This is a genomic window from Ruegeria sp. AF7 (assembly GCF_056541885.1).
The window spans coordinates 1-23510 of the sequence record NZ_JBQFYX010000012.1; the positions used below are offsets into that span (position 1 = coordinate 1).

The 23510-nt window shown below is 56.6% G+C and carries 22 protein-coding genes; 3 read left to right on the plus strand and 19 right to left on the minus strand.

Going from position 1 to position 23510, the window contains the following annotated elements; translation table 11 throughout:
• Positions 1–823, plus strand: an 823-nt coding sequence (gene folD, locus ACR0AP_RS15855; protein WP_480507730.1) for a bifunctional methylenetetrahydrofolate dehydrogenase/methenyltetrahydrofolate cyclohydrolase FolD, incomplete at its 5' end; no start/stop codon positions are given.
• A 426-nt stretch (positions 824–1249) separates the two neighbouring features.
• Positions 1250–1801 (plus strand): LytTR family DNA-binding domain-containing protein, encoded by a 552-nt coding sequence (locus ACR0AP_RS15860; RefSeq protein ID WP_480488517.1) that lies wholly within the window; start codon positions 1250–1252, stop codon positions 1799–1801.
• Positions 1802–1803: 2 nt separating this feature from the next.
• On the opposite strand, the gene pdeM is transcribed toward ACR0AP_RS15860, so the two are convergent.
• The 15 genes from pdeM to ACR0AP_RS15935 form a co-directional block, all read right to left on the minus strand.
• Positions 1804–2466, minus strand: a complete 663-nt coding sequence (gene pdeM, locus ACR0AP_RS15865) for a ligase-associated DNA damage response endonuclease PdeM (RefSeq protein WP_480507732.1) — start codon at positions 2464–2466, stop codon at positions 1804–1806.
• A 40-nt stretch (positions 2467–2506) separates the two neighbouring features.
• Positions 2507–4918: a ligase-associated DNA damage response DEXH box helicase gene (locus tag ACR0AP_RS15870; RefSeq protein ID WP_480507734.1), complete on the minus strand. Its 2412-nt coding sequence runs from the start codon at positions 4916–4918 to the stop codon at positions 2507–2509.
• 40 nt (positions 4919–4958) lie between these two features.
• Positions 4959–6266: an ATPase gene (locus ACR0AP_RS15875; protein WP_209505546.1), complete on the minus strand. Its 1308-nt coding sequence runs from the start codon at positions 6264–6266 to the stop codon at positions 4959–4961.
• Between the two features lie 117 nt (positions 6267–6383).
• Positions 6384–6929 carry a prepilin peptidase gene (locus ACR0AP_RS15880; protein WP_480507736.1) on the minus strand — a complete coding sequence of 182 codons (546 nt, stop codon included), beginning with the start codon at positions 6927–6929 and terminating at the stop codon, positions 6384–6386.
• A 3-nt stretch (positions 6930–6932) separates the two neighbouring features.
• A complete protein-coding gene (locus ACR0AP_RS15885; protein ID WP_480488512.1) occupies positions 6933–7784 on the minus strand; it encodes a tetratricopeptide repeat protein in 852 nt (283 codons plus the stop codon).
• Positions 7785–7813: 29 nt separating this feature from the next.
• A complete protein-coding gene (locus ACR0AP_RS15890; RefSeq protein WP_480507738.1) occupies positions 7814–8398 on the minus strand; it encodes a tetratricopeptide repeat protein in 585 nt (194 codons plus the stop codon).
• A gap of 6 nt (positions 8399–8404) precedes the next feature.
• Complete coding sequence (locus tag ACR0AP_RS15895; RefSeq protein ID WP_480507740.1) at positions 8405–9388, minus strand: type II secretion system F family protein; 984 nt, start codon at positions 9386–9388, stop codon at positions 8405–8407.
• Between the two features lie 10 nt (positions 9389–9398).
• The gene (locus ACR0AP_RS15900; protein WP_480507742.1) at positions 9399–10367 is read right to left on the minus strand and encodes a type II secretion system F family protein; all 969 of its coding nucleotides are present in this window, start codon (positions 10365–10367) and stop codon (positions 9399–9401) included.
• A gap of 11 nt (positions 10368–10378) precedes the next feature.
• The gene (locus ACR0AP_RS15905) at positions 10379–11824 is read right to left on the minus strand and encodes a TadA family conjugal transfer-associated ATPase (protein WP_209505559.1); all 1446 of its coding nucleotides are present in this window, start codon (positions 11822–11824) and stop codon (positions 10379–10381) included.
• Positions 11825–11847: 23 nt separating this feature from the next.
• Positions 11848–13083, minus strand: a complete 1236-nt coding sequence (locus ACR0AP_RS15910; protein WP_209505562.1) for a CpaE/TadZ family protein — start codon at positions 13081–13083, stop codon at positions 11848–11850.
• A 221-nt stretch (positions 13084–13304) separates the two neighbouring features.
• Positions 13305–13928, minus strand: coding sequence for an OmpA family protein (locus tag ACR0AP_RS15915; protein WP_480507746.1), 624 nt, complete (start codon positions 13926–13928; stop codon positions 13305–13307).
• A 17-nt stretch (positions 13929–13945) separates the two neighbouring features.
• Entirely contained in the window at positions 13946–15352 is a 1407-nt protein-coding gene (locus tag ACR0AP_RS15920; protein WP_480507748.1) for a type II and III secretion system protein family protein, read from the minus strand.
• Between the two features lie 194 nt (positions 15353–15546).
• Positions 15547–16425 (minus strand): Flp pilus assembly protein CpaB, encoded by an 879-nt coding sequence (gene cpaB / locus ACR0AP_RS15925; protein WP_480507750.1) that lies wholly within the window; start codon positions 16423–16425, stop codon positions 15547–15549.
• A gap of 292 nt (positions 16426–16717) precedes the next feature.
• Entirely contained in the window at positions 16718–16948 is a 231-nt protein-coding gene (locus tag ACR0AP_RS15930) for a hypothetical protein (protein ID WP_480507752.1), read from the minus strand.
• 324 nt (positions 16949–17272) lie between these two features.
• A complete protein-coding gene (locus ACR0AP_RS15935; protein WP_267363034.1) occupies positions 17273–17503 on the minus strand; it encodes a Flp family type IVb pilin in 231 nt (76 codons plus the stop codon).
• 353 nt (positions 17504–17856) lie between these two features.
• On the opposite strand from ACR0AP_RS15935, the gene ACR0AP_RS15940 reads away from it, so the two are divergent.
• Positions 17857–18723 (plus strand): lytic transglycosylase domain-containing protein, encoded by an 867-nt coding sequence (locus ACR0AP_RS15940; RefSeq protein ID WP_480507755.1) that lies wholly within the window; start codon positions 17857–17859, stop codon positions 18721–18723.
• Between the two features lie 38 nt (positions 18724–18761).
• On the opposite strand, the gene ACR0AP_RS15945 is transcribed toward ACR0AP_RS15940, so the two are convergent.
• The 4 genes from ACR0AP_RS15945 to topA form a co-directional block, all read right to left on the minus strand.
• Positions 18762–19388 (minus strand): CoA transferase subunit B, encoded by a 627-nt coding sequence (locus tag ACR0AP_RS15945; RefSeq protein WP_267363038.1) that lies wholly within the window; start codon positions 19386–19388, stop codon positions 18762–18764.
• Positions 19388–20092 (minus strand): CoA transferase subunit A, encoded by a 705-nt coding sequence (locus tag ACR0AP_RS15950; RefSeq protein WP_209505579.1) that lies wholly within the window; start codon positions 20090–20092, stop codon positions 19388–19390. The genes ACR0AP_RS15945 and ACR0AP_RS15950 overlap by 1 nt, the downstream gene beginning before the upstream one ends.
• A gap of 112 nt (positions 20093–20204) precedes the next feature.
• The gene (locus tag ACR0AP_RS15955) at positions 20205–20732 is read right to left on the minus strand and encodes a superoxide dismutase family protein (RefSeq protein ID WP_480507757.1); all 528 of its coding nucleotides are present in this window, start codon (positions 20730–20732) and stop codon (positions 20205–20207) included.
• A 123-nt stretch (positions 20733–20855) separates the two neighbouring features.
• Entirely contained in the window at positions 20856–23483 is a 2628-nt protein-coding gene (gene topA / locus ACR0AP_RS15960; RefSeq protein WP_480507759.1) for a type I DNA topoisomerase, read from the minus strand.
• Positions 23484–23510 lie beyond the last annotated feature (27 nt).

The window sequence follows — 23510 nt, forward strand, 5'->3', positions numbered from 1 at the left end:
TGCAAAGCTGAAAGAGGAAAACGGCATCACCCCCGGCCTGGCCGTGGTTCTGGTGGGCGAGGATCCGGCCAGCCAGGTCTATGTCCGCTCGAAGGGCAAGATGACCGTCGAAGTCGGCATGAACTCGTATGAGCACAAGCTGGATGCGGAGACCTCGGAGGCGGAGCTGCTGGCGCTGATCGACAAACTGAATACCGACCCGGCGGTGCATGGCATTCTGGTGCAGTTGCCGCTGCCCAAGCACCTGAACGAGGATCTGGTGATCAATTCGATCGATCCGGCCAAGGATGTGGACGGTTTCCATATCTCGAACGTGGGCCTTTTGGGCACTGGTCAGAAATCGATGGTGCCCTGCACCCCGCTGGGCTGCCTGATGATGCTGCGCGATCACCACGGGTCGCTGTCGGGCCTGGATGCAGTTGTCATCGGTCGCTCGAACATCGTGGGCAAGCCGATGGCGCAGCTGCTGCTGGGGGACAGCTGCACCGTGACCATCGCGCATTCGCGCACCAGGGACCTGCCGGATGTGGTGCGCCGCGCCGATATCGTTGTGGCCGCCGTTGGCCGCCCCGAAATGGTGCCTGGCGACTGGATCAAGGAAGGCGCCACCGTGATCGACGTGGGCATCAACCGCATCGAACGCGATGGCAAGACCAAGCTGGTCGGCGACGTCGATTATGCCAGCGCTGCCGAACGCGCCGGCGCCATCACCCCCGTCCCCGGCGGCGTCGGCCCCATGACCATCGCCTGCCTGCTGGCCAACACCCTCACCGCCTGCTGCCGCGCAAACAAACTCCCAGAACCAGAAGGCCTGACCGCGTGATATACGCGGGGGCCGGATCGGACCCTTCGGACCGGCCCCCTTTTTTGGCAGGTAAAGTTCCAGCCAAATTGCTCCCTGACTGCCCCCTGACTGCATGGACAAAGCGCCCTGAATGGGTTTGACAGCCGAACAAATCGTGATATCCCTGTAATCCCAGTTGGTTACAGGTGAAGACACTGTTGTGTCTGACGCATTCGGGTTGAGCTATGCTAATTCATGCACAAAAGCGGTATGACGTCTAAAATAAGTATAATCCAGAAGGCATTTTCGCTGCAGCGTGTGGTAGCGGGTTTGGTCTTTCTTCCTTTACTTGCATATGCGTTTCCACCCTTCCATGATTCTGACCTGTCATTTGGGTTGCGGCTTGTATTCTGGGCCGGAGTGATGGTCCTTGCTTTGATGGTGACCGGGCTTGCCAGAAAGCTGATGCGGAAGAATCCCGTTTTCCTGAATGTTCCGGCGCGGGACCTGGCGTTTGTTACTTTGACCCTGGCATTGTTCACGCCCTCACTTTGGATGTTGGCCTGGGTTCTTTTCACCTGTGGTGGATATATGGCACCGGACGCCGAAAGGGTTGTGGTTTATGGCGCTTTGTTCGCGACTGGCTTGATGCTTGTTCAGCGCAACGATCTGAATGCTGCGGCAAGTACTGAGTCTGATCCTGAAAAACCACGCCTTGTCAAACGCTTGCCACCCGGGTTCAACGGGAAAATCTATCGCCTGACTGTTCGGGATCACAACGTAGATGTTGTCACCTCAGAAGGCACCTTCACGCTTCGGTCGCGTTTCACAGATGCAATCGCCGAGATGGAGCCTGTCCCGGGTCATTGTTCGCACCGTTCGCATTGGGTCACCGACGCATCCATTGCAAGTGTCGAAAGAGAAGGCAGCAAAACCTTTCTGAAACTGGTCAATGGCGATCTGGTTCCAGTCAGCCGGAAATACAAACCCATGCTGGAAGAGGCCGGCCTGATCTGAACCTATCGCGGCATTGGCATCAAGTGAGGAAGCGGGCCTGTGAGGATCGCCATCGCCTGCGAACCCATGAGTGCCGACAGCACATGATCCGAACTGCGCAGTCCCCCGGTAAAGGTGCCATACGCCGGAAGTATCAGGCGATGATCGTTCAGCAGAAAGGCGGGCCGTGAAATATGACGCCCCTTGATCCTGACCCGGACTTTTGGATGGTAATGGCCGGAAACTTCGCCTCGCGCGGGATCCTGCGCGATATGACGGAAAACAAGCGGACCACGGTGCCATTCGAACAGATGGGTTCCACCCAGCTCAATAGGACCGGGATCGTGGTTCCCCTCAATCCAGATCCACTGACGTCCGGACTGTAAGGTCGCGATCCTTAGCATTTCTGATTTTGGCAGCGCCCGGGCAGCCTCAAGATCATCGAAGCTGTCGCCCAGACATACAACGGTTTTGGCGTTCGTGCGCGCCAGATCATCCTTCAGGCGGTCCAGCGTTTCACGGCTGTCATAAGGCGGAAGCGAAGGCCCACCACGCCGCGCCACGCGCTCGGATTTGCCCAGATGCAGGTCCGACACGCACAGCAAGCTTTCGTCTGGCCACCAAAGCGCACCGGACGGCAAAGCACACAAGCACTGACCAGCAAACGGAAACCCAAATTCGTTCATGATACGTTCTTGGCCTGTTTCAGAGCCCGGCGCAAGCAGATCAAAGCTGTTCCAACCCCGCCGCTTGCAGCAGCCGTGCGCTTTCCTCCGCCAGAAGCCTTTCTTCGGCACTGCCTTTCACCGGCACTTTGCCAACCTCAAGAAACAGTGGTGCTGACAAGGGCGAGACACGCTCGAGCCGCACCAGATCGATTCTGTCGCCAATTCGGGCCAACATTGTTTCGATCCGACCGAAATCGACAAGCCCGCGCATGGCTTCTTCGCGGGTGATCTGCATCAATAGGTGATCGGGATCGTATTTCAGCAAGGTGTCATACAGGATATCTGACGAAAACGTAGCCTGCCGCCCGCTTTTGCGTTGCCCTGCCATGTTGCGTTCGATCAGACCCGCAATGGTGGCCGATGCACGAAACGTGCGCTTCATAACGGCGTTACCTGCCAGCCAGGTGTCCAGTCCGTCGCGCAGCGCATCGGGTTGAAGCAACGGGCGGGGATCGGTAACCGCGTCCAGACCCCAGATCAGCGTGGCATAGTCCGTGGCGACAAACCCCAGCGGGGCCAGTCCGGTTTCCTCCATCCGTTTGGTCAGCAGCAGGCCCAGTGTTTGTTGCGCGTTGCGACCAGCAAATCCGTAGACGCACAGATGTTCACGCCCATCGCTGGGAAAGCTCTCGATCAGCAGACGATCACGCTGGGGCAGGCGGGACATCTGGCGCTGCAAATCCAGCCATTCAGCCGTATGAGGGGGAAGCTGTGGCCAGTCAGTTTGGGCAAACATGCGCAGAATGCGGTCGCTGAGTTGCGTGGAGGTTGCGAATTTCGTGCCCGAAAAGGTCGCAATCTTTGGCTTTCGGTCAGCGCGCCGCGTGACTTCGACCACCATCTCGCGCAGTCCCTCATACCGCACGATTTGCCCGCCGATCAGGAAGGTGTCGCCGGGCGTCAGCGAGGCAGCGAATGCTTCTTCAACCTCACCCAGAGGTTTGCCGCCCCGGTTACGTTTCAGACGAACTTTGAGCGTATCCGTGTCCTGAATAGTGCCTAGATTCATACGAATGCGCGATGCGGCGCGTGGGTCGCGCAACTGCCATTGCCCGTCGGTACGCTGCTGCAACCTTTGCCAGCGATCATAGGCTTGCAGAGCATAGCCGCCGGTGGCGCAGAAATTCAGGCAGGCGTCAAACTCTGCCCGCTTCAGCTGAGCGTAAGGCCCGGCGGATGTCATCTCGGCATATAGATCATCTGCGTTAAATGGCCCGGCGCAGGCGGCAATCAGGATATGCTGGCACAAAACATCGCGCGGGCCGCGACCGCGGGGTTCCCCATCCAATTCATGGGCTTTGGCGGCCTCTAGCGCGGCGACGCATTCGACCACTTCGAAGCGATTGGCAGGCACCAAAAGCGCCTTGGAAGGTGCGTTATAGCGGTGGTTGGCCCGTCCTATCCTTTGCACCAGCCGTTTGACATTCTTGGGCGCGCCGATCTGGATCACCAGATCGACATCCCCCCAATCGATGCCCAGATCCAGCGAACCGGTGCAGACGATCGCGCGCAAGTCACCTCGAACCATTGCCGCCTCGACCCGCTCGCGCTGCTGCCGGTCCAGACTGCCGTGATGGATGCCGATGGGCAGACCGTCATCATTGGCCAGCCAAAGATTGTGAAAGAATATCTCGGCCTGGGCGCGCGTATTGTGAAAGATCAACGTGGTCTTGTGATGCTTGATCTGCTCCAGCACAGCTGGGATGGCATAAGCCGCGCCACCACCAGACCAGGGTGGCATCTGTGACGTTTCCAGCATTCGGATATCCGGGTCCGGGCCGGGGTCGGCCTGTACAATCTGGCAGGGATCAGGGTGGCGGGCCAGAAAGCGGGCAACCGCAGCAGGATCTTCCACCGTCGCCGACAACCCGACGCGGCGCAGATCGGGATTGAGGCGTTGCAGACGCGCCAGCGCCAGAATCAGCTGATCCCCGCGCTTGCTTTCAGCCAGTGCGTGGATTTCATCGACGATGATCCGCTGCACCCCTTCAAACATACGCGGCGCATCCTCGTACGAGGTCAGCAACGCCAGACTTTCCGGTGTGGTCAGCAGGATGTGGGGCGGATCGGCCCGTTGGCGTTTCTTCTGCGTGGCTGAGGTGTCGCCGGTGCGATCCTCGATCCGAATAGGCAGACCGATCTCATCCACCGGGGTGCGCAGGTTACGCTTGATATCCGCTGCCAGCGCCTTGAGCGGCGAGACATAGATTGTGTGCAATCCATTGTGATCAGCATCCGCAAGTTCAGCCAGCGACGGCAGAAACCCGGCCATGGTCTTGCCGCCACCGGTGGGCGCAATCAGCAGTGTCGCCGGGCTGCATGCGCGGTCGAACATCTCTTGCTGATGCGGGTGGATGGACCAGCCTTTGGTGGAAAACCACGCGGCAATCCGTGCGGGAATCTGCGTCATGAACGCAGACTACCCGCCCCGGAGTGGTAATGGCACGGCGTTATTTGACGATTTTCTCGTCTTTGACGAACATGTTGGCCCAGGCCCGGTCGATCAGTTCGGGGCTCATCTGATAGGGGATGCCTTCGAACTCGCAGATCGAGATCATCTGGTCGATCAGAAAGATCGGTTGATAGTTGGCGTAGATGTTGTTGATGGTCGGGTATTTGACCTTCAGCAGATGCACCAGCGCCGCCTCATCCAGTGGCATCCCGCGTTTACGCGCAACCATGGCGAAAATCTTCAGGAAGTTCTCCTGATTCGGACCGTCGATCTTGATCTTGAAGAAAATCCGGCGCAGGGCTGCCTGGTCAAAGATCTCGTTCGGGTGGAAGTTGGTCGAGAAGATGACCAGCGTATCAAAAGGAACTTCGAATTTCTCACCCGATTGCAGGCCCAGGATATCCTTGTTTTCTTCCAGTGGAACAATCCAGCGGTTGACCAGCGCCTGCGGCGGTTCGGCCTGACGGCCAAGGTCGTCCACGATAAAGATGCCGCCGGTGGATTTCAGCTGCAGCGGTGCCTGATAGGTTCTTGCCGTGGGGTTGTAGACCAGGTCCAGCATACTAAGCGACAGTTCACCGCCGGTGACCACGGTCGGGCGTTCGCACTGTACATAGCGTGAGTCGAACCGCTTGCGTCGGCGCAGGCTGTTCGGGTCGTCGGCCTCCTGCTCGATCGCGGTATGCACGATCGGGTCGTAGACTGTGATCACCTGCCCCGCATATTCGATGGCATAGGGTACATAGACATTGTCCCCCAACGCATCGCGAATGCCGTTCGAGATGGACGATTTACCGTTGCCCGGCGGGCCATACATCAGGATCGACCGGCCTGCACTGACCGCCGGGCCCAGATGATCCAGCAAGCTGTCGGGTAGAACCAGATGGCCCATGGCATTGGTCAACTGGTCGCGCGTGACCTGAATGTTGCGGATCGACTGGCGCTTGACCTGCTCGCGATAGACGTCCAGCGGGACGGGCATCGCACCGAAATACTCGGACTGGCTGAGGGCATCCAGTGCGCGGGCCTTGCCGGCATCAGTCAGCTGATATCCCATCTCGTTGCCACTGTTGGCGTTCAGCGTCCCCGTAGCCTCAAGCAGCTTTTGCTCGCGCGCGATATCGATCAGTTCCTGCGTGACTGCGCCGGGCAGACATATGGCTGCTGAAACTTCTGACACTGTGCTCGCATTCTTGCGGAATATGGTCTTCAGCAAGATGTCCCGCATCATCACCAGCGGAAGCTTCATTTCGCCTAACCCCTTCGGGGCAGGGGGGGCCATAACAGAGGAAGTCTGCATATTCATGCGCGGTGCTCGTTCGTCAAATTGTAACGCCAACTGCCCGAATAAGGGCGGCTTGAAGGAAAAGTGACCCAGCTTTGTGGCGGGACAAAGGCAGGGGCAAGGCGCGCTGATGATAGTTTACGAACCGAGAACAGTACCCAGAATCAGATACATGGCCAACGATCCACCCAGTGCGAACCCCATGGGGAACTGTTTGCCCCGATCCCAGCTTTCCCAATGTGGAGCAATGATACGCAACCTTGTGATTTTCGCCAAACGGTGCGTGACCACAGCGGCCAGAATACAGGCGGTCATAATAAGCAGAACCAGCTTCAGATCGCCAAGCCAGACAAACGGCGCGGATGCGGCAAGAAATTTCGCGTCGCCCGCACCCATCGCTCCCGAAGCGTTCAGGAGAATGCCGAAAATCAACACCACGAGGATGTGTAGAAGGTGCCAGAAATAGATCGGCATCGACACATTGATCAGCAGCAGATGGCCGCTAACCGCGCCGGTGGACCACGGCGGGATAGCAATCAGCCCGACCACGACATAAATCAGTGCCAGGGCAACTACTGCATGGTTCTTGATCCGCATCTCACGCAGATCCGTAAAGGCCACGTAAAAGCAGATCGGCAGCACAAAGGGCAGGAACCATGCCGCCGCCGCAGCGGGGATTTGCATGTGTCAGGCCTCTTCAAGTGCACGAAGCGAGCGGACCGCTTCATCGAAATGCTGCGGATGGGTGGCAATGGCCTCGCGGAACAGGTTTTTCGCGGTTTCTACGTCGCCCTGCTTGACTGCGGAAATCCCCATCGTGTTCAACAGTTGGGCCCGTTCGACCTGGGTCATTGGAACCACCGGAAGGCTGTAGTTGCCCTGCGCTGACCGGGCCAACACCAGATTGTTCTTGGCAGTGAACAGAGAGCTGTCCTGACGAATTGCGTCGGTGAACAGGCGTTCGGCTTCGGCATACTGGCCGCGGGTCAGCTTCGAGTACCCCCAATTGTTCATCACGCTGCCTGGGCGGGTGGTTAGCCCTACGGCCGTTTCATAGAAATGGTCAGCCCGCTTCCATTCTTTCCGGGAATCCGCGACCACCGCCTCAAGGCGGTAGCGTTTGAAGGTTTCGAATGTCGGGGGAACCGAATCCAGAACGGTTTTGGCCTGAGACCAGTCGCCATTTCGCACTAGCGCATCGGCGTACTCGACCTTGTCCGCGGCGTTCGTACCCTTCATTGTCGTCACGCGCTTCCACGCTGCTGCCGCTTCGGTGGTGCGTTTTGCGCGACCCAGGGATATTGCCAGCCCGCGCTGAAGGTCGATTCGATCAGGGTTTTTGAGTGCGGCACCGTGAAAATAGGTCACCGCCTCGTTCGGGTCGGCGGCATTCAACAACACATCGTTCAGGTTGGTTTCGTCAATGACGTTCACTTCCTGAAACGTACGTTCCACCTTTTCCTCTTCGGTTTCCTTTGCACAGGCCGAAAGGAACAGACCGCTGATAATAACAGTCGGAATCAAGAATTGCTGGCGCATTTTTGCGTCCTTTACTGCTCTTGCCTCGATTACTGGATCTTGCGTAGCGCGAATTGCCCGTCGCCAAGCTGCTCCAGTGTAAACTCTTGTTGTTCTTGCGGGATATTATTAACAGGATTTTCCATTTTTGCGAGCGCTAAGCGCAGATTGTCGCGGATTGCGTCACTTTCGCCATTGTCCAGCGCATAAGCCCGTTGAAAGACCTGCGCCGCTTCGGGGTATTCCTGTTTCTCCATCAGCAGAACGCCCAGATTATTCCATGCAACAGGCCAATCCGGATCGTCTTCCACGGCGCGGCGCAGCAGTTCTTCGGCCTGCCCTAAACGCCGCAACCCAAGATTGGCGGTACCCAGAGAAGTCAGGACCTGTGTCGTCATGCCCTGATCCAACGCGGCACGGGTAAAGGTCTCAAGCGCCAGTTCGTATTCACCGGCAGCCATCAGCCGGTTTCCGACCTCGATATTGTCTTCTGCTTGTCCCCTGGGATCAACTCCCGGCGCATCCAGTCCGTTTGGTGTCAGGCCTTCTGTGCAAGAAGCCACCATGGCGCAAACCACGGTGGCCTTAAGTATTCGGCGAAACCCGGAAGGGAAGCACCTGAATTCAGCTTTCATAGGGTTTTATCCGCCCGCACGCCCGAAACTCGAAATGACATTCGCCGACGGGCCGACCAGAATGATCAGCAGTGGCGGAACTGTCAGCATCATTGTGACAAGAGTCATCTTGGTAGGCAACTTGTTCGCAGCCTCTTCGGCGCGCATCACGCGTTTGTCGCGCATCTCTGAGGCGTAAACCCGCAATGCCTCGGCAATGGATGTACCGAAAGTCGCCGACTGGATCATCACGGTGACAAATGAGTTCACGTCCTGTACGCCGCAGCGCACTCCGAAATCGCGCAATACAGTGTCTTTGTCCTTACCGGCTTTCATCTCGTGTGCGACGGTTTCGAATTCCTGAGCGATATCGGGGTAGGAGGATTTCATTTCACCGGACACACGAACGATGGCCTGGTCCAGGGATTGTCCGGCCTCAACGCAGACCAGCATCAGGTCAAGCGTATCCGGAAAACCTGCGGTAATCGCCTCTTTGCGTGCTTCGACCCGGCGCGTGATCCAGTATTTCGGGGCGAAATAACCAATTGCGGCTGGCACGAACACCCGGATCATCATCTGCTGGCCGGTGAATTCCTGACCGTTTGACAGGACCGTAATCAGCAGAACACCGACAACGATACCAATGATACCCAGCGAAAATTGCGCAAAGTGAAAGAACCGGACCGCATCTTTTGACCGGTAACCCGCCTGACGCAGCTTCAGCTCAACCGCCGAATACTCTTCTTCGTTTTTCGGCTCCAAGAAGGTCGCGAATTTTTCAAGCTGCTCATTGCGGCTGGAGTTACGCAGTTGCTCTTTCTTGCTTTTTTTCGTTGCCCGGGGCGCCGCATTCGACCGCTGAAGCTTTTTCAGAGGATCTTCCGGCTGGCTCATGATCAGTGAGACAGCGACTAGAACCATGATCAGGCCAAGTACACCCACCACGATAAGGGGGCCGAACTCACCCAGGTGTTGGGTCAGCAGGTCATTGATGTTGGTCAGAAATTCCATTGTGCTGCCCTCAGACCTTGATGTTGGTGATGATTTTCATGACGATCAGGTTCAGTGTCAGCAAAATGCCGACAATGAAACACGCAGGGATGAACCAGGGGTGATCCAACACTTCGTCATAATATCCCGGATCCTTGACCAGGATGAAAATCAGACACGCAATTGGGAAGCCAGACAGGAACTTGCCTGACCACTGTGCTTCGGCCGTGATTGCCTTGACACGACGGAACAGGCGGAACCGTGCGCGGATCACCTGTGCCAATCCAGCCAGAATTTCGGCCAGGTTGCCACCGGACTGCTGCTGAATACCCACTGCAACCGCCAGGAACCGCAAATCCTGCATATCCAGACGTTCAGCCATATCCTTCAGCGCCTCGCCCACATCGCGTCCATAGGCGCATTCATCCGCGATAATACCAAACTCGGTTCCCAACGGATCCTGAACTTCGTTCGAAACAACCTGAATTGTCGAAACGAAGGGATTACCCACACGCAGCGAACGCACCATCAGCTCAACCGCGTCAGGCAGTTGCTCTTCGATCATTCCCATACGTTTCTTGGCCTTGTGGTTCACCCAGGCGTAAACGCCGCCAATACCGATGGCGATTGAAATCGCGGCGCGCAGCGCCGTATCTGTCGCGGTACCGATGCTCAGACCCACAAACGCCATGGCCGAGACCAGCGCCATGATCATGATCAGCTGACGGGGAGAAAACGCAATGGCGGCTTTTTGAGCCTTGTCAGCAAGCAGCGAATACAGAGGGATGCTCTGTGATTTCATGTGCTGCTGCATCTCTTTGCGCAGCTGCTCCAGAACCTGTTCGCGCCCGGCACCCTTTTCCAGCATGTCCAGACGCCGGTTGACCCGGCTGTTCAGGCTGATGGATTTGCCGAACGCAACCAGATAGATGCCCTCGACCAGGGCAAGAACCCCCACAAAGATGGCGACATAGATGATCGCCTCCATAGGCAATTGCATACCCGGTTCTCCTACATTGTGGTTGGGTCGTAGATGGATGCGGGCAGATCAAAACCCCACAGACGGAAGCGTTCCGAGTAGTGGCTGCGCACACCAGTTGCGGTAAAGTGACCGATGATCTTGTTGTCAGGTGTCAGGCCAACACGTTGAAAACGAAAGATTTCCTGCATCGAAATCACGTCACCTTCCATGCCGGTAATCTCGGTGATCGAGGTCATGCGCCGCGAACCATCCTGCAATCGGCTGGCCTGAACGATTAGGTTCACAGCGCTTGCGATCTGGCTTCGGACGGCCTTAATGGGCATTTCGATGCCGGCCATCGCGATCATGTTTTCCAAACGTGAAATCCCGTCACGGGCCGAGTTCGCGTGGATCGTGGTCATCGAACCGTCGTGACCAGTGTTCATGGCCTGCAACATGTCGATCACCTCGGCGCCGCGTGTCTCGCCGACGATGATGCGGTCAGGGCGCATACGCAGGGCGTTTTTCAGACAGTCGCGCGGACTGACCTCACCTTTGCCTTCCACGTTGGGCGGTCGGCTTTCCATCCGGCCCACATGCGTCTGTTGCAGCTGAAGTTCCGCTGTATCCTCGATGGTCAGGATGCGTTCGGCATCGTCGATAAAGCTGGACAAAGCGTTGAGTGTGGTCGTTTTACCGGAACCGGTACCGCCCGACACGATAACGTTCAGTCGGGTCGACACGGCAGCTTGCAAATAAGCAGCCATTTCCTCGGTGAACGCACCAAAATTGACCAGATCATCGATACCCAGCTTGTCTTTTTTGAACTTACGAATCGAAACCAGAGACCCATCAACCGCGATAGGGGGCACCATGGCGTTGAATCGCGATCCATCGGCCAGTCGGGCGTCAACATAGGGGTTGGATTCATCGACACGACGGCCTACCGCGGACACGATCTTGTCGATGATCCGCATCAGGTGCTTTTCATCCTTGAAGGTGATGTCGCTGATTTCTAGCTTACCGGCACGTTCCACGAAAATCTGATGCGGTCCGTTGACCAGAATATCGTTGACCGTATCGTCCTGCAGAAGCGTCTCAAGCGGGCCAAGGCCTGTTACTTCATCATAAAGTTCTTTGTTCAGCTGCGATCGGTCGTCGCGATTCAGAACGATGTTCCTGGTTTCCAGAACTTCGCTGGCGATCGCGCTGATTTCAGCCCGCAGTTCCGCTTCTGCTGCGGTCTCCAAAGCCGCGAGGTTCAGGTTTTCCAGCAACTCGCGGTGCAGTTCGATCTTGATCTCACTCAACCGCTCTTTGCGCTTTCGATCACGGTCGGCCCCAGCAACCTCGGCGGCTTTCTTCTGAGGTCTGCGTGCGACGGCAGTTGCTGCGGGGGTGGGGGCAGCTTGTGCGGCGGGTGCCGCTGTCTCGGCTGGCTGCGCAGCTGCTTTTACCGGCTGCGCTGCTGGCTGTTTTTTATATCTTGAGAACACGGCGATCCCCCCTTGGGATGATGTTACGCAGCTTCAGCGCTGCTGCTGCCAAGGCTGTGAAGTGATTTGGCCAGCTTCGCGATTTCCCGGCGAAGCGGGTTCTTGGCGGCCGAATTTGCCAGCGGCAGGCCATGATCGCCACTTTGCATGACAGGTTTGCCCCCATCAGGCAGCAGCAGGTCAATTGAGATGCCAAGGCTTTCCCCCATACGTTTCACGCGGCTTTTTCCATTCAAATCGGTGAATTTGGGGGCGCGGTTCAGCGCAAAGCGCAGCTTGTTGAAGGGCAGTTCTTCGGCCTGCAATGCGCGCTTAAGGCGCAGGGCGTTCTGAGCGGACCGCATGTCGAGTTCGATCATTGCAAAATACACATGCGCCGCCTGCAAGACCGTTTCCGACCACAAGACCAACGTCTTGGGCATATCCACAATCACATAGTCGAAATGCGTGCGCGCCATGTCGATTACGCGCTGGATGTCTTCGGGGGTAATCAGATCCAACGGCACCATGTCGGATGGCGCGGTCAGAACTTGCAGTTTTTCTTCATACGTTTGAAGGGCTTGGGAGAAAACCTCGCTGTCCATCGAATCCGTATCCGACAGCATTTCGAACACCGTCTCGCGGCGTGCGAGGTCCAGATAGGTTGAAACCGTGCCGTATTGCAGGTCCAGATCGATCAGACAGACAGATGGTGCATCCTTGTCCGACGCACAGGCCAGTTCCCAAGCCAGATTTACCGCCAAAGTCGTGGATCCAACGCCACCGGCCAGTCCCTGAACGACGAACAGCGCGCCTTCTTTCGATTCGCCATTCGCCAATGGAACAGCTGCCGCTTGCGCCATGACAACCGGATCGGGCTGCTTCATGCGTTCGACCGCTTCCTGCAATTCACCTTCCGGCAGCGGGTAGGGGACAAATTCGTCCGCGCCCTTGCGCAGCAATTGGTGGAGCGAAGCAGGTGTGACGTCCTCGGCGATCAGGACGACCTTGATCTTCTTTTCTTTGGCACGTGTGATGATTTCACCCATCAATGACAGGTTGTCTTCATCTTCCCCGTCGATTGCCAATGCAACGAATTCAAGCGCTTCGGCTTCTGGCTGGCTGAAAAAGGCCAGCGCTTCGGCAAAGCCCAGGTCGCCCCAGCGCTCGCCCAGAATGGTTTCCATGTCTTCAATCAGAAGGTCAAAATTCTGGACATCCCGGCTTATGGTGCAGGCCAGGATTGCAGAATTTTCGTCTTGCGGCGTTGCGCTGGTCATAAACACTATCCTCGTCGTGAGGGCTCAGCATGTCATATGAACGAATTCCGCCAGATTGATGTGCTGTCGCCCCAATACGGTCAAATTTGGCCGCAGGTCACCCTATTGTTCACAATGTTGCTTTGAAGTTGGGCAAGAATTGGGCGCAAAAGAACCAATTGTAGGGAAATGGGCGACGATGTCGCCCATTCTGATTGTATTATCCACCAGAGCTAACGGCACTAGTTCGTCGTATCCGTCGCAGTCACGTCCCCGATCACGGTCTTCCAGGCCGCACTTTCGACGTATTCGCGGTAGATGACGTTGGCGTATTTGCCGTCCAGCAGTTGCGGGTGTCGATCAACAAAGCCCGAAACTTCGGTTACCGTCCTGCGGTTGCGACGATCCCGGTTCGGTGTTGCGATCAATGGCTGTGTTTTTCCATAAGATACAACGGCTTCCAGGCGCGAGCGCGAGATCCCTTGCCGTTCCAGGAATGCCACGACTGCCTGTGCACGGCGCATCCCAAGGCTCTTGTTGTAGCTTGTTGAGCCTACGGCGTCTGTATGCCCGTAAACCCGGAACCTGGCTTCGGGAAACTGTTTGATCCAGTCAGCCTGCTGCAGCAGAATGCGTTGGGCTGATGCGTCCAGTTGCGAACTGTTGAAGGCAAAGTTCACTTGACTGGGCACATCTGCGGCAAATCTGCGACCGAGAATCTGAGCATATGTCAACTCGCCGTTTTGAACCTGAATATTGTTCAATGTCGCGTTTCCGAAGGTTCCGGCATCGATCTCGTATCCGGCTTCGCGCGCACATGCGGCAACGGCGACCGTAAGACCCAGTGTGATGATCCACTTCTGCATTGGTCCTATCCTCCTGATCAATCTAGGACGTAGCCGTACGAGCTGCCGAAATCCTGTTTGGCAACTTCGGACGCTCCGCCAGCTCCGGGACGCTGTGTACGAGCAACCCGACCATTCACGAACAGGTCAAATTCACTGGGCGGTTTGACACGATCAGTGGGAAGGGCAAGTGCCTCGCCACGTGTCGGTGTTACCAGATGCGCTGTGATGATAATCACAAGTTCAGTCTGTTGCCGCTGATAGTTAGCGCTGCGGAACAACGCACCTAAAACTGGTACGTCGCCCAGCCAGGGAACCTGATTGCTCAAATCAGCAAAATCGTCTTGTATCAGCCCTGCAATGGCAAAGCTTTCACCGTCGCGCAATTCAATAGTCGTCGACGCCCGGCGAGTAATAAAGCTGGGGACTGAATCGCCGTTGATCGTAAAGTCCGAGCTTTGATCGATAGTGGAAACCGCTGTTCCCATTTCGAGGTTGATCAGGTTGCCGTCCACGACCCGTGGGATGAAGTCCATTTCGACGCCGAAGGCTTTGTACTCGATTCCGACAACACCGTCATCCTGCGGCACCGGGATCGGAACCTCACCACCTGCCAGGAACGTTGCTTCCTGTCCAGACAGCGCCGACAGATTCGGTTCGGCCAGGCTGCGGGCCAACCCCTTGCTTTCAAGCGCCTCCAGCAACAATCGAACCTGGGTTGAGCCGGCGCCGAAGCCAAACAGGATCGCACCCGTATTGGCCTGAACTGCCGGTATATTATTGGCCAATGCGTTGGTAAGTGCTAACTGGTTGTTGAGCGTATTGAGGCCACCGGTTACGTCACTGCCGCCGAATCCAAGCGAAGCCGACAGACTTTTCGCGACTGAGCGATTCATCTCGGCGAAGCGTACCTTCAGCATAACTTGCTGCACGCCACCAACGGACATCAGGTTCGAAACACGTTCCGGCGCGTACCGTTCAGCCAATTCAAGTGCGCGGGCCAGTTTGGCTGCGCTTGAAACCGTGCCGGATAGCACAATCCCATCATTGGCGGTGCGCACTTCCACCTGCTCGTTTGGCAGGATCTGACGCAGACGCTCTTTAAATTCGGTTACATCGGGTGCAACCCGGACACGTACGTTGGCCAGCAGATTTCCCGCGCCATCGAACAGTGTCAGCGTGGTCAGGCCAGGGGCCTTACCCAAAACATAGATTGTGCGATCCGAAAGCGATGAGATGTCCGCAATGCCTGCGTTGGCAATGCTGAGCTCTGCAAACGGTTGTTCGCTTTCCACAACAATCGCGCGATTCATTGGTACATCCAGTGTTTCCACCGTGCCCTTTTTTACCACGCGAAGGGTTTCGGCCCAGGCGGCATCGCCGACCGGGCTCATAACAAGCGACAACCCCAGCAGGGTTGCGCTGATCCAGGAACGTATTGTCATGTGACCTGCCTCTCCGATCACGCCTCGTTTTTTTGGGTCTTATGCCCTATGTGCAAAGAGACTGCGCGAAATCCGAATTTATTGCAATAATCAATGGTTTCTGGAATTTTCCTTATGTGGAGAATTGGCAACAACAACAAGAAAAGAGCCGCATCTGAGATGCGGCTCCGATCTTGTAACACTCTGAATTGGCGTCAATTTGTACAGGGGATAGGCACGTTGACAATGTCGCCACCGCGTCTGATGCGGGTCGTGCAGACCTGTTCAACTTCTTTTTTGGGTTCCGGTGCGGCCGCGGTAATTCCAAGCAGTTTGCGCTGATCCACCTCGATTGTCGACGCAACTGAGTCATCCTGCACCCCTACAAGAGCCAGCGACAGGCGGCCGGTGTTCTGGGCCTGCGCCAGCGCAGCAACCTGTTCTGGCGTGGCTGCAACCGTGACTGTGCGTGCAATCGTTGCGCTTGCGACGTCCGTACCAGCGGTCTGGTCGACGGCGATGAGTTGAACGTTGGATTCGATCAGTTTGGTGATGCCGCCGGTATTGCCCTCGACGGTGCCGCTCGATCCGGTCCAGTAGATGTCAACATTGTCGCCGGGGCGCAGGAACCCTGAAACACCGGAGGCCACGTCGACGCTGATCGCAAAGGCGCGCATACCTTTTTCAAGTCGCGAGGTCAGGCCAGCCGATTCGCCTGGCCGTGTAATCTTGACCTCCATAATCGCCTCATCCTTTTCCATGGTCCTCAGAATATAACGCTCATTGGCACCACTTTCGGGAAACAGCACAGTGAGATCAGAGAATGTACCTGCGGGAATCGCGTTTTCTGGCCAGTCTACGGCGCGAACGTCTTCCTGGGTCAGGCGTTCACCGTATTTCAGCGCACGATTTGAAACGTAAACAGTTACCGTTGGAATGACATCGACTTTGGCATTGGCCAGCGCTTCTTCTGCCGCTTGTTTCTGTCGCGCCAGTTCGCTTTGGTAAGCCGCAATATAGTTGCGCGCCATGTAAACGGCGCCCCCAGCCAGAGCAACGCCGACAATCAGGACAAGTCCGAATACCGCTCGCATACATGCACCTCTTTCTTATTTAGTCGGATACTAAGCGGCCAAAGGGCCACTTTGAAACAGCCCAAGTGTTAAATGTAAATTGTGTCGAAATGTGGGACAAAAATGTCTGCTTGTTAGATTCTGCGTGAGTTTTGGACATTGCCGCGGAACTGCTGAGGTTTTTTTGTTCACGATGAGCTGGGTTGAACCAAGCAAAACAAACGCCGCGCCTGTGAAGGTCGCAGCGCTGTATGCCCAAACATTTTCAATGTAGGATTCAGAAAACCCAGTTAACGTGAAAACCAACTGAGGTTCAGTTGGTTCCTGCCGTGATTATACCAGCATTAGCATCGTTATTTGTGCCTGTGCTTACGACGGCGGTACTCATTGCTTCGTTAACACCGCCACCCATGCCGGTTACACCCGCGTCGATTACGCCATACGCAGCACCGGACAGTCCAATAACTGCGGCTGTAAGGACGACCCAGTCTACAGTAACCGCACCGTCCTCGCTGGATTCAAAGAACTTTAGGAACTTGACCATCGCTGTCTCCCTGAATGACTTTCCCAATTTGCGCATCATGTTTGCACAGAACTGAGAAACTCTGGTGGCGGAAATTAGGCTAAATATTGATTTTATTTGAACATCCTGAAGTTCTCGTCAGATGTTGGGACTCTGATTTGCTGCTTCTGTCATGAATGCGAAGATGTATTTATGAGAGAGAAAATACTTGGGTGCTATTCAAAACAGCTTCCGGTGGTCTCAGAGGAAACACAAAGGTTGTGCATGGAACCAATCTGTCGCCCCCAAAAAGAATGGCCGCGCCCAAAAGGGCGCGGCCAGAATTCATTCTAAAGCAGGCGTTTATTAGTTGGTGCCTGCTGTGGTGATACCACCTTCGGCACCGGTGTTGTCGCCAGTGCTCAGCGATGCGGCGTTCAGTGCGGTGTTCACGCCAGTGGCCAGGCCAGTCGCGCCTTGCTCAATCTGGTTGTACGCAACGGCTGCCAGGCCGATGACTGCTGCGGTCAGAACAACCCAGTCAACTGTTACTGCGCCGTCTTCGTCTTTGCGGAAGTTCTTGATGAACTTGATCATGTTACGTCCCTCCTAAAGGATCAAAAAGAGTTTAACAAACCTCGGCGTTCTTCAGAGCTTTCTCTCTCAGTCCGCTCATGTCCGTCTCGGTATGAATTAATGTTTGCCTGTTGTGCGTGGCAGGAATTGGGCCAAACACAGATTTTTTTTCGCGCGGCTTAACTTTTTGGTCACTAAATGCGTAAGCATTTGTAAATAAGACAAAAAAAAATTCTTTGATTGATGCCAAGCGCTCTGTAGCGGTGCAAATTTACGCCAAATGAGGCGAAATTGCCCCAATTCGCTTTGTTTTTCTGGCTTTGGGCGAAGATTCGCGGTTCAAATCGCGTAAAAAGAATACATGAGGCAGGCACATGACTCTCCGGAACGCACTTCAATGCGCCGGTGTACTGGCGTTTCTACTATCTGGTGTCGCACCCGGGTATGCGACCGAGGTTGAGCCGCGCGGAGTTTACAAGCGGATCAAAGCCCCCAAGCCGGGTGAGCGTCCTCGCGTGACGATTCAGATCACCCCCGAGGAACACGCGGCCAAGCCCTCAGCGCCCAGCACAGGGGTGGAACTGGTGGTTCCAGAAATCATAGCAAGAACCAAAGTGGTTCAGCCCACAGTGCCGGGAATCGGTGCCGCGCCTGACCCTAAAGGGTCGTACAAGGCATTCTGGGACCGCATTTCACCGCACATTGATGAAGGCGGGGCCGGGCGGCTTGATGCTGCGATAAACGCGCTGGCGGCGACGAATGTAAGATCGCCCCGGTTGCAATCGCTGCAAAACATAGCAAAAGAACGCGGGATCGAGATTTTGCGGTCAACCGTGGGAACCAATGTGTCGCCAGCACTGGTGCTGGCCGTCATTTCGGTTGAATCGGCCGGTCGCGCGGATGCCGTCAGTTCGGCCGGCGCAAAGGGGCTGATGCAGTTGATGCCCGCCACAGCTGCCCGCTTTGGCGTTAAGGACAGTCTGCAACCCTCGCAGAACATCGCCGGGGGCGTGAAATACCTGAACTGGTTGATGGAAGAGTTCGGGAACGACCCGATTTTGGTTCTGGCCGGATACAACGCGGGCGAAGGGGCCGTACGTAAACACAGCGGCGTGCCGCCTTATGCCGAAACCCGAGACTATGTCCCCAAGGTTCTGGCCGCTTTCCAGATCGCGCGGGCTTTGTGCGCGACACCGCCGGATCTGATTTCAGATGGGTGCGTGTTCCAGACCTCAAATTGAAAAAGGCCCGCCTAGATTCGGCGGGCCTTTTCTTTTGTTCAGCCGACGATTGTTGCTTCGGTCGCAGCGCGCATTTCGTCTTCACTGACACCATCTGCCAGTTCGACGATTCTCAATCCGCCCTCGACCACGTCCAGAACGCCCAGATTGGTGATGATGCGATCCACGACACCCTTGCCTGTCAGTGGCAGAGTGCATTCCTTCAGGACCTTGCTTTCACCGTGCTTGTTAGTGTGGTCCATAACCACGATCACGCGCCCAACGCCTGCAACCAGGTCCATGGCGCCGCCCATGCCTTTCACCAGCTTGCCGGGGATCATCCAGTTTGCTAGGTCGCCTTTCTCATCCACTTCCATGGCTCCCAGAATCGCAGCAGCGATTTTGCCGCCCCGGATCATCGCAAAGGACGTGGCGCTGTCGAAATATGCAGTGCGGGACAGTTCGGTGATCGTTTGTTTGCCCGCGTTGATCAGGTCCGGGTCTTCTTCGCCCTCATACGGGAAAGGGCCCATACCCAGCATTCCGTTTTCGGATTGCAGAGTGATGTCCTTGTCGCCCACATAGTTCGCCACCAGCGTCGGAATCCCGATGCCGAGGTTCACATACATGCCGTCTTCCAGTTCCTCTGCCGCGCGTGCGGCCATCTGATTGCGGTCCCAGGGCATTATGCATCCTCCTTCTTGCGGGTGGTGCGCTGTTCGATGCGCTTTTCGTGATCGCCCTGAATGATGCGATGCACATAGATGCCGGGCAGGTGGATCTTGTCCGGGTCCAGTGAGCCGCGCGGAACAATCTCTTCCACTTCGGCCACGCAGATCTTGCCGCAGGTGGCAGCGGGCACGTTAAAGTTGCGGGCGGTCTTGCGGAACACCAGATTGCCGGTGTCGTCAGCTTTCCAGGCCTTGACGATAGCCAGGTCGGCAAAAATGCCTTCCTCAAGGATATAGGTCTCGCCGTTGAAATCCTTGTGCTCCTTGCCTTCCGCAATCACGGTGCCGACGCCCGTCTTGGTGTAGAAACCGGGAATACCGGCACCACCGGCGCGCATCCGTTCGGCCAGTGTTCCTTGCGGGTTGAATTCCAGTTCCAACTCGCCGCTCAGATACTGACGCATGAATTCGGCGTTTTCGCCGACATACGAGCTGATCATCTTTTTGACCTGCTTGGTCTGCAACAGGATGCCGATACCGAAGTCGTCCACACCGGCGTTATTCGACGCAAAACTCAGGTCCTTGACGCCCGAATCCCGGATGGCAGCAAGCAACAGTTCGGGAATGCCGCACAGGCCAAACCCGCCCGCGGCAATCAGCATGCCATCCGTCAGCACCCCATCGAGTGCCTCGGCGGCATTGGCATAGACTTTCTTCATGGAAAACTCCCCCAATGACATGGTGATGGGCAGGTTTTGCCGCCACGTCATGGGGAAGTCAATGAAACCAGAAGGTTCAGGTATTTCTACGGTAGTTCAGCTGACAATAGTGTCAGTCGGCGATCAGGATCCCGCAGGCGATGCGCCCACCTGCACCGCCAATGGGCTGGCTCATGTGATCGTCGCCAGCTTCGTGGATGATGAAAGTTGATCCGTCCCCATCCAGCAATACATCTCCATCACCCTCAAGCGAAACCAGGTTTGTAAAGGCCTCCATCTCGCCCACACCATCCTGTCCCACATATAGATTGGGCAGATCGCCGGGCTCGGGGCCTTCAGGGTTCAGCAGCCCATGTGCGCCTTCAACTTTGCCAACATGGCCTTGGGCCGTCTTGAACCCTTCACCGGCCTCGCAGACACCATGGCTGTGCAGGTGCAACCCGTGTTTTCCCGGCGGCAGGTCTGTGACGCGCACGTGCAGCAGAACACCATTGGGCCCTTGCGTCGCCTTCGCCTGACCAATGACGTCGCCTTGCGCGTTGATGATTGCGGCTGTGGCGGATTTGACGTGATGCGCGGCTTGGCCCTGCGTGGCAGCCGCAACGCCTATCGCCGCAACAAGAATGGCGGTTCTGAACATGTCTCAACTCCTTTACTGAACAACGCAATCCTGTATCGCGTCAGACTGTAAACACGCAGGCCGGTTCCTTTATTCAGAAACCGGCCCGCGCGCTTAGTGACATGTCCCGGTCAAACGTCCGGTTTATTCAGCCGCTTTCTTTGCTGTCTTCTTGGCGGCAGCCTTCTTTTTGGGCGCAGCCTTTTTCTTGGTGCCCTTCTTGGATGCGCGCTCATTGACCAGTTCGATGGCCATTTCCTGCGTCACGTCTTCGGGCTTGATGTCTTTCGGGATGGTCGCGTTGACCTTTTCCCATTTTACATATGGCCCGTACCGTCCGTCCAGAACCTGCATCGCGCCGCCGTCTGGATGCTCGCCCAGGTCTTTCAAGGGTTTTGCCGCCGCGCGCCCGCGTCCGCCGGGATTGGCTCGTTTCTCGGCCAAAAGCTCAACGGCGCGGTTCATACCGATTTCGAACACATCATTAGGGTCTTTGAGATTGGCATAGACCGGCTTGGCTTCATCGGCCAGCTGATGCATCAGATAGGGGCCAAAACGCCCGAAGTTCGAGGTGATCATGCCGCCTTCGGGGTGCTCACCGATCTGACGCGGCAGGGACAGAAGCGTCAGCGCCTTGTCCAGATCCATGTCATCCTTGCTCCAGCCGCGTGGAAGCGAGGCGCGCGGCGGCTTCTTGTTCTCGGGCGTGGGTTCGCCTCGCTGGACATACGGCCCAAATCGGCCGGACTTCAGCCAGATCTCATCCCCGGCGTCTTCGCCCAGCAATTGTTCGTCGCCTTCCGCGCCTTCACCGGCGATAGGCCGCGTATAAGTGCACTCCGGATAGTTTCCGCAGCCCACGAACCCGCCGGTGCGTGAGGTTTTCAGGTGCAATTGTCCCAACCCGCATTTCGGGCAGATACGCGGGTCGGACCCGTCTTCACGCGGGGGGTAAAGCTGTGGCGCCAATGCCTCGTCCAGCTTGTCCAGCACTTCCGATATGCGCAGTTCGGATGTTTCGCCAATCGCTGCCGAAAAATCACGCCAGAACTTGCCCAGCAGATCCTTGTAGTCACGATCACCGGCGCTGACGTCATCCAGTTGCTCTTCCAGATTCGCGGTGAATTCGTATCCAACGTATTGACGGAAGAAGTTTAGCAGAAAGATGGTGACGATCCGACCCTTTTCCTCGGGGATCAGCCGGTTCTTGTCTTTGCGCACATATTCGCGGTCCTGAATCGTGGTCACGATTGAGGCATAGGTCGAAGGACGTCCGATCCCCAACTCCTCCATCCGCTTGACCAAAGTGGCCTCGGTATAGCGCGGGGGCGGTTGCGTGTGATGCTGCAACGCCAGAACGGCTTCGTTATCAGCCATGATTGCGGCTTTGTCCCACTCGCTGGTGGCCTTGGCAAACTGGTCACGCAACGTAGTTTTGGAAAAGCGCGCAGGGTCGCCCTGCATGATCTGTGGCAGGCGCTTTTCGTCATCATCGGCGACATCATCGCGGCCTTCCTCATAGACGCGCATGAACCCGTCGAACAATACCACCTGACCGGTGGCACGCAGACCGACCTGACCGTCATCACTGCCAATCTCGACCGTAGTGCGCTCCAATCGTGCTGCCGCCATCTGGCAGGCAATGGTCCGTTTCCAGATCAGATCATAAAGCTTGCGCTGATCTTCATCCGTGACCTTCAGCGCCTTGGCATCGCGCGTCATATCCGTGGGGCGGATACATTCGTGTGCTTCCTGCGCGTTCTTGGCCTTGTTCTTGTACATACGCGGGCTGTCCGGCACATATTCTGCACCGTACCGATCCGCGATGGTGTCGCGCGTTGCCGTCACGGCCTCGGGCGCCATGTCGATCCCGTCGGTTCGCATATAGGTAATGTAGCCGGCCTCATAGAGGCGCTGCGCAACCTGCATTGCATGGCGCGCGCCCATGCCGAATTTGCGGCTGGCCTCCTGTTGCAGAGTCGAGGTCATGAACGGCGCGCTTGGGTTGCGCGCGGCGGGCTTGGCTTCGACCGAAGTCACACGCAGCGCGCGGCTGGTGACGGCCTGAACCGCCAGTTCGGCCTGTGTTGCGTTGGCCAGATCGTGCTTGTCCAGTTTCTTGCCCGCCAACGTGACCAGCCGCGCCTCATAGGTCTGACCACGCGGTGTCTCGAACAGGGCCCGAACCGACCAATACTCGACTGGCTTGAACGCTTCGATCTCCATCTCACGCTCGACGATCAGGCGCAGACAGACCGACTGCACCCGACCTGCGGATTTTGCGCCGGGCAGTTTGCGCCACAGAACCGGTGACAGGTTGAAGCCAACAAGGTAATCCAAGGCGCGGCGTGCCAGATACGCTTCGACCAGGGGCATATCGACGTCGCGCGGGTTCTTCATCGCCTCGGTCACCGCCTCTTTGGTGATGGCGTTGAAGGTCACCCGGCTAACCGGTGTGTCTTTCTTGATCGAGCGGCGCTTGGTCAGCGCTTCCTGCAAATGCCAGCTGATTGCCTCACCCTCACGATCAGGGTCGGTGGCGAGGATCAGCGCGTTGTCTTCTTTCAGCGCGTCGGCGATGGCCTTTACATGTTTGCGGCTGTCATTGCCCACTTCCCATGTCATGGAAAATCCATGGTCCGGATCGACCGATCCGTCCTTTGGCGGCAGGTCCCGCACATGGCCGTAAGAGGCCAGAACGGTGTAGTCAGGGCCGAGATATTTATTGATTGTTTTTGCTTTGGCCGGAGATTCTACAACAACTACGGGCATTTAAGGGGAAACCTCGCTCGACGAATT